13 protein-coding genes are annotated in these 13,997 nt (G+C 66.8%); 9 read left to right on the top strand and 4 right to left on the bottom strand.

Annotation, left to right across the window (positions count from 1 at the left end; all coding sequences use genetic code 11):
- From ACOJSI_RS05175 to ACOJSI_RS05140, 8 genes are all read left to right on the top strand, one after another.
- Window positions 1-189, top strand: a 189-nt coding sequence (locus tag ACOJSI_RS05175) for an adenosylhomocysteinase (protein WP_420137189.1), incomplete at its 5' end; no start/stop codon positions are given.
- Between the two features lie 114 nt (window positions 190-303).
- A complete protein-coding gene (gene tsaE, locus ACOJSI_RS05170) occupies window positions 304-753 on the top strand; it encodes a tRNA (adenosine(37)-N6)-threonylcarbamoyltransferase complex ATPase subunit type 1 TsaE (protein ID WP_420137193.1) in 450 nt (149 codons plus the stop codon).
- On the top strand, window positions 750-1,700 hold the full coding sequence (locus tag ACOJSI_RS05165; protein WP_420137192.1) for an aminoglycoside phosphotransferase family protein: 951 nt from the start codon (window positions 750-752) through the stop codon (window positions 1,698-1,700). Before tsaE ends, ACOJSI_RS05165 begins: the two co-directional genes overlap by 4 nt.
- Window positions 1,697-2,449, top strand: a complete 753-nt coding sequence (locus ACOJSI_RS05160; RefSeq protein ID WP_420137188.1) for a nucleotidyltransferase family protein — start codon at window positions 1,697-1,699, stop codon at window positions 2,447-2,449. Before ACOJSI_RS05165 ends, ACOJSI_RS05160 begins: the two co-directional genes overlap by 4 nt.
- Window positions 2,450-2,475: 26 nt before the next feature.
- On the top strand, window positions 2,476-5,424 hold the full coding sequence (gene addB, locus ACOJSI_RS05155) for a double-strand break repair protein AddB (RefSeq protein ID WP_420137187.1): 2,949 nt from the start codon (window positions 2,476-2,478) through the stop codon (window positions 5,422-5,424).
- On the top strand, window positions 5,421-8,846 hold the full coding sequence (gene addA, locus ACOJSI_RS05150; RefSeq protein ID WP_420137186.1) for a double-strand break repair helicase AddA: 3,426 nt from the start codon (window positions 5,421-5,423) through the stop codon (window positions 8,844-8,846). Before addB ends, addA begins: the two co-directional genes overlap by 4 nt.
- A gap of 55 nt (window positions 8,847-8,901) precedes the next feature.
- Window positions 8,902-9,222 (top strand): thioredoxin, encoded by a 321-nt coding sequence (gene trxA, locus ACOJSI_RS05145; RefSeq protein ID WP_420137185.1) that lies wholly within the window; start codon window positions 8,902-8,904, stop codon window positions 9,220-9,222.
- 145 nt (window positions 9,223-9,367) lie between these two features.
- Window positions 9,368-10,591, top strand: coding sequence for a L,D-transpeptidase family protein (locus tag ACOJSI_RS05140; RefSeq protein ID WP_420137184.1), 1,224 nt, complete (start codon window positions 9,368-9,370; stop codon window positions 10,589-10,591).
- 66 nt (window positions 10,592-10,657) lie between these two features.
- Here the strand turns inward: ACOJSI_RS05140 and ACOJSI_RS05135 are convergent, their stop codons facing one another.
- Complete coding sequence (locus ACOJSI_RS05135) at window positions 10,658-10,903, bottom strand: hypothetical protein (RefSeq protein WP_420137183.1); 246 nt, start codon at window positions 10,901-10,903, stop codon at window positions 10,658-10,660.
- Between the two features lie 87 nt (window positions 10,904-10,990).
- Window positions 10,991-11,659, bottom strand: a complete 669-nt coding sequence (gene lipB, locus ACOJSI_RS05130) for a lipoyl(octanoyl) transferase LipB (RefSeq protein WP_420137182.1) — start codon at window positions 11,657-11,659, stop codon at window positions 10,991-10,993.
- Window positions 11,660-11,762: 103 nt separating this feature from the next.
- On the opposite strand from lipB, the gene ACOJSI_RS05125 reads away from it, so the two are divergent.
- Window positions 11,763-12,581: a hypothetical protein gene (locus ACOJSI_RS05125; protein WP_420137181.1), complete on the top strand. Its 819-nt coding sequence runs from the start codon at window positions 11,763-11,765 to the stop codon at window positions 12,579-12,581.
- On the opposite strand, the gene ACOJSI_RS05120 is transcribed toward ACOJSI_RS05125, so the two are convergent.
- Window positions 12,551-13,141 (bottom strand): GNAT family N-acetyltransferase, encoded by a 591-nt coding sequence (locus ACOJSI_RS05120; protein ID WP_420137180.1) that lies wholly within the window; start codon window positions 13,139-13,141, stop codon window positions 12,551-12,553. The two genes, ACOJSI_RS05125 and ACOJSI_RS05120, sit on opposite strands and share 31 nt — an antisense overlap.
- A 4-nt stretch (window positions 13,142-13,145) precedes the next feature.
- Window positions 13,146-13,991: an oxygen-dependent coproporphyrinogen oxidase gene (gene hemF, locus ACOJSI_RS05115; protein WP_420137179.1), complete on the bottom strand. Its 846-nt coding sequence runs from the start codon at window positions 13,989-13,991 to the stop codon at window positions 13,146-13,148.
- Window positions 13,992-13,997: the final 6 nt, after the last annotated feature.

Here is a 13,997-nt window from a genome sequence, read left to right as displayed (position 1 = left end):
GAGCTCTACACGAAGGCCGATCAGTATCAGAACCAGGTCTATGTTCTGCCGAAGCATCTCGACGAGAAGGTCGCGCGCCTTCACCTCGACAAGCTCGGCGTGAAGCTGACCACGTTGACCGAGAAGCAGGCGTCCTACATCGGGGTCTCGCAGCAGGGCCCGTTCAAGCCGGATCATTACCGCTACTGATCGGGCGGCCTTGCGCTGAATAAGCGCTTGGGATTTTCGGGGGTGATGCCTAGCATCGCCCCCGTTGTCGTTTGGGGGGAGGCAGACGCACGTCGATCGATGCACACGGGTAGCATGTCCTTGGCGGATGCCGCCGCGACCGATCGGCTGGGCGCGGCGCTCGCCGCCGTCCTGTGTGCGGGCGACGTCGTCGCTTTGTCCGGTCCCCTGGGCGCGGGGAAGACCAGCCTTGCACGCGGTGTGCTCGCCACGCTCGGGCTCCGGGAAGAGGCGCCGAGCCCCAGCTTCAGTCTCGTCATCGCTTATGATCCGCCGGAGGTGCGCCTGCCGCTCTGGCACGTCGATCTCTATCGGATCGAGGATGCGGACGAGATCGCCGAACTCGGTCTCGACGATGCCCGCAGCGACACCGCCTTGTTGATCGAATGGCCCGAACGAATGGGGGCGGGGCTGTGGGCGGATGCGTTGCGACTGACCCTGGAACCGGACCCGAATGGCGGGCGCCGCTTGACTTGGGCGGCCCCGGCGGCATGGGAAGCGCGATGGCAGCAGCTCCTCTCATGACCCCGCCGGCAACTGCTCCGGCCTTTCTCAACCAGGCCGGTTGGCCCGGCGCCGAAATCGTGCCACTGGCCGGCGACGCGTCTTTCCGCCGCTATTTCCGTGTCCTACGCAATGGTGGCACCGCCGTGCTGATGGATGCGCCACCACCCGACGAAGATGTCCGCCCGTTCCTGACGGTGGCGGATCACCTGCAACGTCTCGGCTTCACCGCGCCCAAGGTGCTGGCGCGCGACGTCGATCAGGGGCTGATCCTGCTCGAGGATTTCGGCGATGCCCGCATGCGCGAGATGCTGGATGCCGATCCTGCCCAGGAACGGGATGTCTATGCCCGCGCGATCGACCTGTTGCGCGATCTGCATCGCCATCCCGTCGGTCAATCGCTGCCGCCCTATGACATGGCGGTCTATCAGCGCGAATCCGGCCTCTTCACCGAATGGTATATGCCGGCGGTCGGTCTGCCGGTTCCGGACGGCTATGAAGCGGCGTGGCGCGAGGCGCTGGCGCCGATCGCGCAGGATCAGTCGACCACCGTTTTGCGCGACTATCATGCCGAAAACATCATGCTCTTGCCGGACGGCAGCCTCGGCCTGCTCGACTTCCAGGATGCGCTCGCTGGCCACCCGGCCTATGATCTCGTCTCGCTGCTGCAAGACGCACGGCGCGATGTCTCGCCGGAGCTCGAAGCCGCGATGCTCGCTCGCTACGGCAAGGTCGATGACGCGGCTTATGCCCTGCTCGGCGCGCAGCGGAATACCAAGATCCTCGGCATCTTCACCCGGCTGTGGAAGCGCGACGGCAAGCCCCGCTATCTGAACTTCCAGCCGCGCATGTGGCGCTATCTGGAACGCGACTTGCAGCATCCCGCGCTCGCGCCGGTGAAGGCCTGGTTCGACGCGCACGTGCCGGATCATGCGCGCGCTGCTTTCTGGTCCGAACCGCGGGCATGACCTATCGCCCGCTTCGGCCGGGGGCGGGGCCCGCAGCACCGATCCGCACCGCCATGGTGCTGGCGGCCGGCTTGGGCAAGCGCATGCGCCCGCTCACCGCGACCCGGCCCAAGCCGCTAGTGGAGGTGGCGGGCAAGCCCTTGCTCGATCATGTGCTGGATCGACTGCGCGCGGCAGGAATCCAGCGTGTCGTAGTCAATGTCCATTATCTGCCGGACTCGGTCGAAGCGCACCTCAGCGCGCAGTCGACCGGTATGGAGATCCTCATCTCCGACGAACGCGATCTGCTGCTCGAAACGGGCGGGGGCGTCACGCGCGCCCTGCCGCTGATCGAAGATGAGACCTTCCTGATCGTCAACAGCGACAATCTTTGGGTGGACGGGCCGATCGATGCCATCCGCCTGTTGGCCCATCGCTGGGATGAAGAGCGGATGGACGCGTTGCTGCTGGTCGTGCCACTGGCCCAGGCCCATTGCCACGGCGGCACGGGCGACTTCCGCATGGATCCCATGGGCCGGCTCACCCGGCGCGCGCCCGGTAAGCCGGCGCCGTTCGTTTACACCGGCGTGCAGATCGTCTCGCGCCGCCTGTTCCGGGATGCGCCCGATGGGTCTTTCTCGCTGAACGTGTTGTGGAACCGCGCCATCGCGGAGCAGCGCGTCTACGGCCTCGTTCACGAAGGTTTGTGGTTCGATGTCGGCACGCCGCCTGCGATCGCCAAAACCGAGGCGATCCTGGGGCTGACCTGATCGCTACTTCTGCTACATCCGCGCCCGTGCCTTCCGCGCCGCATCCCGCCGTCTACAGCATCCCGATCAATCGCGGCTTTGCCGACGCGCTGGCCGCCGGGCTGTTGGCACGCGCGCGAGGGGATCGGTTGGCGCTTGCCCGCGCCGTCGTCCTTCTCCCCAATAATCGTGCCCAGCGCGCGATCACGGACGCGTTCGTCCGTCGCGCCGACGGCGGCCTGCTGCTGCCCCGCTTGGTTTCGATAGGTGACCCCGATCTCGACGATCGCATCGGCCCCTTGTTCGATCCGGCGGATGGCGACGCCATTCCGGCGGCGATCGATCCGCTTGCGCGTCAGCTGATCCTGACGCGGCTGATCGCCGAGGCGCGCGCGATCGATCCCGTCGAGCCGGTCGAGGCGGTCCGCCTTGCCGCCGATCTCGCCCGTACGATCGATCAGATGATCGTCGAGGATATCGCGCCCGAGCGGCTCGCCGACGCCGTGCCCGCCGAGTTGTCCGGACATTGGCAGGCGTCGCTGGAGTTGCTCCATACCGTCCTGCGACGGTGGCCGGAAGAACTGGCGAACCGCAATCGCATCGACCTCGCCGATCGGCGCAACCGCCTGTTACGGCAGACCGAGCAGCGCTGGCGCGATCAACCGCCCCAGGGCTTGATCGTGGCCGCTGGGATCACCGTTGCCGCCCCTGCGGTCGCTAACCTCCTTCGACGGATCGCCCGCCTGCCGCAGGGACATGTGGTTCTCGCGGGCCTCGACCGGATGATGCCCGATCCGGAGTGGGACGCGCTCGGCGGCGGCGAGGGGCCGCGGCCGCTGGAGACGCACCCGCAATATGTCCTGAAGCAGTTGCTCGATCGGATCGGCGTCGCGCGCCCGGAGGTGCGGCTATGGCGTGCCGGGCGCGACGGCGCATCGCCGGATCGGGCGCGCGCCATCTCCAACGCGATGGCGCCAGCCGCCTTCACCGATAAGTGGCAGGCGCTCCCTGCGCGCGCGCGCCGGCTTTCGGGTGTGCGCGCGATCGAGCTGCCCAACCCGGCGGCAGAGGCGCAGGCGATCGCCATCGCGCTCAGGGAAAGCGTGGAGCAGCCGGGGCGAACCGCTGCGCTGGTAACACCCGATCGTGCCTTGGCGGGACGGGTGGCGGCGCATCTGCAGCGGTGGGGCATAGAGGCGGACGATTCGGCCGGACGCTCCCTTTCGCGCACCCCGCCAGGGACCTTGCTTGCCGCCATCGCTGACGCGGCGGTCGAGGGGTTCGCCCCTGTGGCACTGCTGGCATTGCTCAAACATCCCCTGGTGCAGGCGGAGCGTGACCGGCTGGCATGGCTGGACGGCGTCCGGTTATTGGACCGCGCTCTGCGGGGGCCTCGCCCCGCACCGGGCTTGTCGGCGATCACGCAATTTCTTCTCCAGGGCGAAGCGCGAACGGCACGAGACCGGGATGCGGCACTTATCTGGTGGCGGACGATCCTGCCGCTGCTCGAGCCGCTTGAGCAGGCCTTTGCTGCCACCTCTGCGCGGCTGGCCGATCTTGTCGGCGCCGTTGCCGCCGCCGCGGACGCGTTCGCCGGCGATGCGGCGTGGAGCCGGCCGGCGGGACGTGCTGCGTCGGACCTCGTTTCGCGCTTGCAGGCAAGCGCCGACGAAGGTCCGCGCCGGATCGATCCGGGCGCCTTTCCCGCCTTCTTTCAGGTGCTGGCCGATGCGGTGGCGGTCCGCCCCCCTCAGGGCGGCCACCCGCGTATCTTCATCTGGGGCCTGATCGAGGCGCGGCTTCAGCAGACCGACCTCGTCATCCTGGGCGGCTTGAACGAGGGCGTCTGGCCTTCCTTGCCGGCGCCTGATCCGTGGCTGGCGCCCGCCATCCGCGCCGCACTGGGCCTGCCGGGTCTGGAGCGGCGCATCGGCCTTGAAGCCCAGCAATTCGCAGCTGGCTTGGGCGGACCAGAGGTGCTGCTGACCCGCGCGCGGCGCGATGCGCGGGCACCTGCGGTCGCCTCGCGCTTCTGGCTGCGGTTGGTCGCCATGACCGGGGGGATCGCGCCGCACCGTATGCTGGAACGATGGGCCTCCCAACTGGATCGACCCGGCGACTTTCTGCCGGCCGGCAGGCCGGCCCCGCGCCCGCCCGTCGCGGATCGGCCGACGCGGCTGGCGGTGACCAAGCTCGATCGGTTGAAGGCCGATCCATTCGCTTTCTATGCCGATGCCATGCTGCGCCTGCGCGCCTGGGACGGTGTGGATGCCGATCCCAGCGCCGCATGGCGGGGCAGTGCGGTTCACGCCATTTTCGAAGCCTGGATCAGGGACGATGATTGCGATCCAGCACGCTTGCGCGCGCGCGCTGAGCGGCTCCTGGCGGAAACCGCGACCCACCCCGTCCTGCGCGCCCTGTGGACGCCACGCCTGCTGGAAGCGGTCGACTGGGTAGCGCAGGAAGTCGACGACGGCCTCACCGCCGGTCGCCGCCCGATCCTCGCCGAGCGCAAAGGCGTGATTGAGGCAGCCGGCATCCGGCTGGAAGGCACGGTCGACCGGATCGATCGCCTGTCCGACGGCACCCTCGCGGTGGTCGACTGGAAGACCGGCAAGCCGCCCTCGAAGCGCGCCGTGGCGGAAGGCTATTCGATGCAGCTTGGCTTGCTCGGCCTCATCGCCGAGCGGGGCGGGTTCGAACATCTCTCGGGCAAACCGTCGCTGTTCGAATATTGGTCGCTCGCATCCAAGGACGGCAAGCTCGGTTATCGCACCAGCCCCGTCGGGTTGAACAGCAAGGGCGAGGGGATCGACCCCGCCGACTTCACCACCTTGGCAGCCCGCGTTCTGGCCGGTGCGGTCGACGAATATCTCAAGGGCGATGCGCCGTTCGTGGCCAAGCTCCATCCCGAATATGCCCCTTATGGCGATTACGACCAGCTGATGCGGCTCGACGAATGGTATGGCCGCGCGGCGGGGGAGGAGGGGCGATGAGCCATCGGCTCGCGCCGTTGAAGCCGCTGGAAGGCGCGCAGAAGGCGGCGTCGCATCCTGGCAGCCAGGTTTGGCTCTCGGCCTCCGCCGGCACGGGCAAGACCCACGTCCTCACCGCGCGTGTGTTGCGGTTGCTGCTCAAGGGCGCTCTGCCGGAGACGATCCTGTGCCTCACCTTCACCAAGGCGGGCGCCGCCGAGATGGCGGAGCGCATCCAGGGCAGGCTCGCCGCCTGGGTGCGTCTGTCGGACCAGGATCTCCGGCGCGAGCTGCATGCGCTGTCCGAGGCCAATGACGATAGCGCGGTCCGCACCGCGCGCCGGCTGTTCGCGCGTGTTCTCGATGCACCCGGCGGGGGCCTGCGCATCCAGACGATCCATGCTTTCTGCCAGACCTTGCTCGCCGGCTTTCCAACCGAAGCCGGTCTGACTCCGGGCTTTCGTCCGCTCGAAGGGCGTGCCGAAGCAGCGTTGGCGCGAGCGACCCTGGGCGATCTGGTCGTCACCGCCGAACGCGGCGGGGATCTCGGCCTGATCGACGATATCCAGAAGTTGAGCCGGCGCCTGGGCGAAGACAAGACCGAACGGTATCTGGCACTCTGCGCCCGCGCGCCGGACGCGTTGGACGGGCTTGGACCACGCCAGGGTATCGAAGCACGCGTCCGCTCGGCGTTGAACGTGCCGCTGGGCGACGTCGAAAGCGCAATCGCTCAGGCGTGCGCCGACGACCGGTTCGATTGCGCGACGCTGCAGCGTATCGTAGCTGCGAATCGCAATTGGGGCACGAAGACCGGTCTGGATCATGCCAATCTCGGCGCTGCGTTTCTCGCCGCCGATGCGCAGGCGCGGACAGGGATGCTGGAAAGCCTGATCGGCATCGCCCGCACGAAGTCAGGCGAGCCGCGCGCCTTTACCGCCAAGCTCCTCGGATGCGATCCCGCGCATGACGGCAATTGCGCGCAGCTTGCCGACGCGGTCGCACAATTGGTGGGGTTGCGCGCGCGGGCGGAGCTGGCGGCGCTGCTCGCGGCGGGCCTGCGCGCCGGGCAGGCCTATGCGCGCGCTTATGCCGCCGCCAAGCGGGCGCGGGGCGCGGTCGATTTCGATGATCTCATCCGCTTGGCCACGCATCTGCTGGAGGAGCCCGGTATCGGCCCGTGGATCCGCTACAAGCTGGATCGGGGCACTGATCACATCCTCGTCGATGAAGGTCAGGACACCAATGTCGCGCAATGGCGCATCGTGCGCGCCCTGTCCGAGGAGTTTTTCGCCGAAGAGCCGGATCCGCGGCAGGTGCGTACAATCTTCTCCGTCGGCGATTTCAAGCAAGCCATCTTCGGGTTCCAGGGCACCGATCCGATGGCCTTCGCCGCCGCGCGCCGGCATTTCGCGCGCGCGGCCGAGGAAGGGCGACGGGAACTCGAGCTTCTGTCGCTTGATCGCTCCTTCCGGTCGACGCCACCCATCCTCGCCGTGGTCGACCAGCTGGTCGAGCAGCTCGGCACCGAGCGGCTGGGCCTCCTCGACAAGGCCGAGCCGCATCGCAGCGCGCGTGCCGACCTGCCCGGCACGGTCACCTTGTGGAAGCCGGTATCGCTTGCCGCTGGCGCGCCGGTCGAGGACGAGGGGGAGGAGGGCTGGATTGACGATGCCGCGCGCGATTTCGCGACCCGGCTTGCCGCGCAGGTGCGTGCATGGCTGGACCAGCCCTTGTGGCTGGCGGGCCGCGGGCGTGTTCTGCGCCCGGAGGACGTGCTGATCCTCGTCCGCAAGCGCGGCGACCTAGCCTCGCTGATCGTCGCGCGGCTTCATGCCGAAGGGGTGCCGGTCGCGGGGGTCGATCGCCTCCGTCTCAATGCACCGCTGGCGGTGCGCGATCTGATGGCGGCGATCCGTTTCGTCCTTCAGCCGGAGGACGATCTCAACCTCGCCAATCTGCTGGTGTCGCCGCTCTTCGGTCTCACGCAGGAAGATTTATATGCGATCGCCTTCCGTCGGAGCGGCAGCCTGTGGAGCGCGCTTGCCGATCATCCGGCCGCGCCGGGCTTGCGCCATCTGCTCGCGCGTGCCGATCTTACCACGCCCTATCAGTTCCTGGAAAATATCCTGTCGGGCCTGCTGGACGGGCGGCGCAAGCTGATGCGGCGGCTTGGCCAGGAGGCGCGCGATCCGATCGAGGAATTGCTCAACGCAGCACTCCTGTTCGAGAGCGAGGCCACGCCCACCCTGCAGCGCTTCCTCGATTGGTTCGACCGGGACGAGGTGGAGGTCACGCGCGATCCGTCCGCGCCACTCGACGCGGTTCGGGTGATGACCGTGCATGGCGCCAAAGGGCTGCAGGCGCCGCTGGTCATCCTGGCCGACGCCGCCGGCGATCCTGACGCGTCGCGCGCCGGCACGATCCATTGGTCGCTCGCGGAAGGGGAGGATCGGCTACCCGTCTTCCGGCCGCGCAAGGCGGAACTGGCCGGTTCGCTGGCACAGACCCTGGCCGAAACCGAGCGGCGTGAGCGCGAGGAGCATTGGCGGCTTCTCTATGTCGCCGTCACCCGTGCGGAGGAGCAACTGGTGATCGGCGGCGCGCTCGGCCCGCGCGCGCGGGGGCAGGCGCCCGCCGAAAGCTGGTATGCGGAGCTGGAGCGCGCGCTCACCGCACTTGGCGCGGTGGAGGAAAGCGACGCGCGCTGGGGCGCGGTACGCCGCTATGCAGGCGGCGATCCGGGGCGGGCAACCTCCAGCGTCGCGCGGCGCAGCAAGGCCGATCCGCCACTGCCCGATTGGCTCACCCGGCCGGCACCGCAGGAAAGTCGGCCGCCACGTCCGCTCGCGCCCTCTTCTCTGGGCGAGGACCGTCTGGCCGAGCCCCCCGCGGGGGCGGCGTTGATCGAGGCGGCGACGCGCGGGCGCCTGCTGCACGCGCTGTTCGAACGGCTGCCCGCCATAGCTGCTGCCGATCGCGCCGCGGCAGGCGAGCGCTGGCTCATGCATGCGGCCGACATGGCCGATCCCGCGGCACGTCAGGCGTTGGTTGCGTCTGTCTGCACGATCATTGCAGATCCCGCTTATGCGCCGCTCTTCGCCCCCGACGCCTTGGCCGAGGCGCCGATCGCAGCGGTGTTGGCCGACGGCCTTGTTGTCGCGGGTACGGTCGATCGCCTGCTGGTGGCGCCCGATCAGATCCTGCTGGTCGATTTCAAAACGGGACGGCAGGTACCGCGCGACGCGACGGTTCTTCCGCACCAGCATGTGCGCCAGATGGCCGCTTATGCCGCCGCGCTCGCCACCATCTTCCCCGATCGGCCGATCAGGGCGGCCTTGCTCTACACGTCCGGCCCCAAACTGATCGCGTTGCCGCCCGCTCTCCTGGCGAGCCACAAGCCGGGCTATGCCGGTACCGAGCAATTGCTTAGTCCCGATGGTTGAGGGAAGCGGTGCGCCTGCCTACATCCTGCACCAACGAATTGATGGAGATTGCGCCATGGCGACGAAGAAGATCACCGATACGTCCTGGGAAAATGACGTGCTGAAGGCGGATGGCCCGGTGCTGGTCGACTTCTGGGCGGAATGGTGCGGGCCGTGCCGTCAGATCGGTCCGGCGCTGGAAGAATTGTCGGACGAGCTGGGTGATAAGGTCAGCATCGTGAAGCTCAATATTGACGAAAACCCCGATGCTCCGGGCCGCTACGGCGTTCGCGGTATCCCCACGATGATCCTGTTCAAGGGCGGCACCCCTGCGGCCACCAAGGTCGGAGCTGCGCCCAAGAGCCAGCTCAAGGGATGGCTTGAGTCGTCGCTCTAAGCAGTAGCACGCGGCGAACGCTGCTAAAATCGAGGCCGGCTGTGGGAACGCAGCCGGCTTCTTCATTTTTGTTCTTGACAATCCAAAATGGAGGGATCGGCGGATCTAATTGCGCGTTGAGGCTTCTGTAAACAGGGAGTGTTCAATGCGGAGGAATTCGCACCGTCCATATCTGGTTCCCGGCTGGATCGCGCTGGCGAGCGCGACAGCCCTGATCGTCCCGCTGACGGCGGCAGCGCCGGGCATCGCCGCCGAGCCCGAGCCGGCGACGGCGACCGCGCCGGATGCCTCAGGACATTGGTCGAAAGCCGCCGTGGGGCAGTTGATCCAGGCGATTGACGGTGCGCGTGCGGAAGGATTGAACCCCGCTGATTATAGCGTCGCCGAACTGCGCCAGATCGCTGTCGACGGGCAGGGCGCGGCGCTTGATACGCTCGCGACCCGATCCGCTCTCGCCTTGGCGCATGATTATTATTTCGGCCGCGTGACCGATCGCGGCAACATGCAATGGATGATCAATCGATCGGCCGACGAGGAAGCGCAGCTGCCGGCGCGCCTGGAGGCGGCGGTTGCGGCGGGCAAGGTGGACGAATTCTTTACCGCGCTCCTCCCGTCCGACGAACGCTATCAAGCGCTGAAGGCGGCGCTGGCCGACGCCTCTGGCGCAGATCGGGATCGGTTGCGGGTCAATATGGAGCGGTGGCGCTGGATGCCGCGCTCGATCGCCACCAACTATCTCTACGTCAACGTGCCGAGCTACCAGCTCAAGGTCGTGCAGGACGGGGTCCAGCTATCCTCTTACGACGTCGTGGTCGGCGCGCGCAGTACGCCCACCCCGCAGATGGTCAGCCCAACCGGCTCTCTCGTCGTCAATCCGTCCTGGTACGTGCCGCGCAGCATCGTGAAGACGTCCAGGCTGCGTCCCGGTCGTGGTGGCTATATCTTCAAAGCCAACGCCGGCGGCGGCTATTCGGTGATCCAGCCGCCCGGGCCGCGCAATGCTTTGGGCAAGATCAAGTTCAACCTCGACAACGATCAGGCGATCTACCTCCACGACACGAACACCAAATCGGCTTTCGCGCGGAGCGAACGTGCCTTGTCGCACGGGTGCGTACGGGTAAAGGACATTGATCGGCTGGCGGCGGAGCTCATGAGCAATGGTGGCGACGATGGCTCGCTGGACGAGGCTTTGGCCCGTTCCCGCACCGCTACCCTGCGCCTGCCGCAGACATGGCCCGTCTATATCGTCTATTTCACCGCCGATGCTGACGAGGCGGGGGGCATCGTGACCTATGGGGACCCCTACGGCTATGATGCGAAAATCCTGGCCGGCCTCAATGGCAAGCCGGTGCAGATGGCCTCCAACTGACAGGCCGAGCGCATAAAAAAAGGGCCGCCCCAGCGGGCGGCCCTCTTCGCTAGCAGCGCTAGACGATCACTCCATGTTGGAAGTGTTGTCGCCCATCATGCTGTTGTCGGCCATCGCGCCGCTGTTCATGTCAGCGGTCATGCCGCTGTTCATGTCGGTTGCAGCCATGTCGTTCATGCTACCTTCGGCGTTCATGTCGGTCATCGACACGTTTTCCGTCGTGTTGGTGGTCTCGTTCTTGCAGGCCGAAAGGGCCAATGCAGCCGCCGCGACCATTGCAACAGCAGTGGTCTTCTTGATGATGTCTCGCATGTCAGACTCCCTAGAAATTCGATTTGGACTGGGTTTTGTTGACCATTACCCAAATCAAGGGCGACCTTACCACAATGTGACGATGCCTCAAGGCCGAATGCGGCAGGGCACAAGCATCTGAAGAAATTCGGGTAATCCTGTGCGCAACGCCGCATCTAGGGCCGCTTCGCCGCAATTCCGCTGCAATGCGGCAAGGCTGGTGACGGGGAATTCAGCGATTCCGCATGGAACGATTGCGTCGAAATGCGTCAGATCGGGATCGACGTTCAACGAAAAGCCATGGAACGTGACCCACCTTTTTACCCGCACGCCGATCGCGCCGATCTTTGCCTCGCGCCCATCCGGATCGTCGACCCAGATGCCGATCCGGCCCGGTATCGCCCGTGCGGGGACGTCCAGCCGCCCGAGCGCACCGATCAGCCAGGCTTCCAGGCTAGCCACGTAACGGCGTACGTCACGCCCGCGCGCGTCCAGATCGATCAGCACATAGCCGACGCGCTGCCCGGGCCCGTGATAGGTGAAGCGGCCGCCCCGCCCGGCATCATGTACCGGAAAGCGACCAGGCTCCAGCAGCTCCTCGTTGGCTGCGCTGGTGCCGCGCGTGATCAGCGGCGGATGTTCCAGCAGCCAGATCAGTTCGGGCGCGGTTCCCGCGCGGATCGCGGCGGCGCGCGCCTCCATCTCGGCCAGGGCTTCGGCATAGTCGGTGAGGCCGGGCGATATCCGCCACTCGATCGTATCGTCTTCCAGGGTCATCGGTGGATCCATGTGGCGCCACTGCGGTGCAGGTGCAAGCGCGCGCTCGATTGCCTTTGGCGTGGCGCCCGACGATAAGCCGCCGCGAACAGGAGACTGATGGGTGAAGCCGCTTTCGATCGAACAGGCCTACCGCTGGACGCAAGGCGTCGTTGCGCGCGAATGGCGACTGATCCTGCCGGTGGCCTTCATGTTCATGGCTTTTCCGCCGCTGGTGCTGGACCTGCTCGCTCCCCAGTGGATGGATGCGGTGATGAAAGCGGCGCTGCAGCCACAGAATCCGGCACCGATGGCCCAGCTGATGAGCTGGCTGCTGCCGATCATGCTGTTGCTCTTCACGCTCAGCAATGTCGGCGGGCTCGCCATCACCGCTTTGGCGCTGGTGCCTGGCATCAGCGTGCGGGAAGCGCTTCTGCTCGCCTTCCGGCGGCTTCCTACGCTGATCGGCGCGCAGCTGCTCGTTTTGCTCGGCGCGATCCTGTTGATGATCGTCCTGAGTGTCATCACCGGCGTCGCCCAGCTTCTCTCTCCTGGGATAGGTGCGCTCGTCGGCGGCATGGCGCTCGGCTTCGCGCTCCTCATCGGTATCCGCCTGTTGCTGTTGACCGCCACCATCATCAGCCGCCCGGTCGGGCCGGTCGGCGCGCTGCGTACGAGTTGGGCGATGACTGGCCGGACCTTCTGGCCGCTGGTCGGGGCGGTGGCCGTCTATCTGATCGGCGTGCTCGTCGTGACGGCCGCGATCCTGGGCGTGCTGGGGGCGGCCTTCGCCGGCCTGGGCCAGATGACCGGCGCGCCGGACGTAGCGACGGCCCTGAACGCTGTCCTGGGGCGCGCCGTCGGCTGCCTCGTCGGCGTTGGGCTCAGCCTGCTCGCTGCCGGCATCTACCGTCAGCTGGACGGATCGATCAAAGGAATGTGAGGCGCCACGTCGCGCGGTAGGATGTCCAGCAATCGCGGATCGGCAAAGGTCTCGATCGCGCGCGCGAAGGGGTGAAAGCCCTGCGCCTGATAGAAGCCTAGCGCCGACGGATGGTCCAACGTGCACGTATGGACCCACATCCGGCTGATCGGATGGCTCCATCCGATGGCCAGCGTCTGCGCCATCAGCCACCGGCCATGTCCCTTGCCCGCCAGTTCCGGCACAAGCCCGAAAAAGCTAATCTCGCAGCTATCGGCGACCCTGAAGTCCAGTTCCAGCAGGCCGATCTCGATACCGGCGCGATCCACGACCGCGCTCACCTCGACCGCGGGATGGCGGATGATCGCCAGCAGCGCGTCATCCGAGAGCAACAGGCGCGAAAACCACAGCCACGGCGCGCCGACTCGCCGGAACAAGGTGCGATAGGCGTCCGCGCTTGGCGCGTGCCACCGCACGAGACGCAAGGGGGAGGCCGGCAGGGGGCGGGGCCGCGGCGGCGCGCGCATCTCCAGAGATGTTACGACCGCGGCCACTTCGCCGCACTTGACCGCCGCCAGCATCAGATCAGGCCCAGGTCGCGAGCGGCGGCAGGCTCATCAGGATGGCATCCACATCGCCGCCCGTCTTCAGGCCGAACAGGGTTCCACGGTCATAGACCAGGTTAAATTCGGCGTAGCGGCCGCGGTAGGCGAGCATCGCCGCCCGATCCTCGTCCGTCCACGCGGCACCCATGCGCCGGCGCACCAGCCGCGGGAAGACGTCGAGGAAGGCTTCGCCGACATCGCGCACGAACGCGAAATTGGTAACGAAATCCCCTTCGAGGTGATCGAAGAAGATCCCGCCCACGCCGCGATGCACCTTGCGATGAGGAATGTAGAAATAATCCTCCGCCCACTTGGAGTAACGCGGATAGTCGCCCGCGCCGGGATGTGCCGCGCAGGCTTTTCGCAGCGCGTCGTGAAACTCGTCCGTATCCTGCTGATAAGGCAGCGGCGGGTTGAGATCGGCGCCTCCGCCGAACCAGCGCTTCGTGGTCGCCAGGAAGCGGCAATTCATATGAACGGCGGGCACGTGCGGATTGGCCATATGCGCCACCAGGCTGATGCCGGTCGCGAAGAAGGTCGGATCGTCCGCTGCGCCATGAATGGTGCGGGCGAATTCCGGGGCGAACTGGCCGCCGACCGTGGAAACGTTGACACCGGCCTTCTCGAATATCCGGCCTTTGATCAGGCCACGGACCCCGCCGCCGCCGCCGTCGCGCCGCCACGGCGTATAGACGAAAGTCGCATCGCTGCCGGCTTCCCGCTCAATCTCTTCGAACGCGGCGCAGATCCGATTCCGGAGCGCTTCGAACCAACTGCGCGCCTGCTGCTGCTCGTCGTCGAGCACAATTTCGTCGGGGCTGTTCATGCTGTG

The sequence above is a fragment of the Sphingomonas sp. genome (assembly GCF_048595155.1).
Taxonomy (GTDB): domain Bacteria; phylum Pseudomonadota; class Alphaproteobacteria; order Sphingomonadales; family Sphingomonadaceae; genus Sphingomonas_I.
Note: the sequence above shows the minus strand (reverse complement) of the source record. Positions and strands in the feature narration are given on the sequence as shown.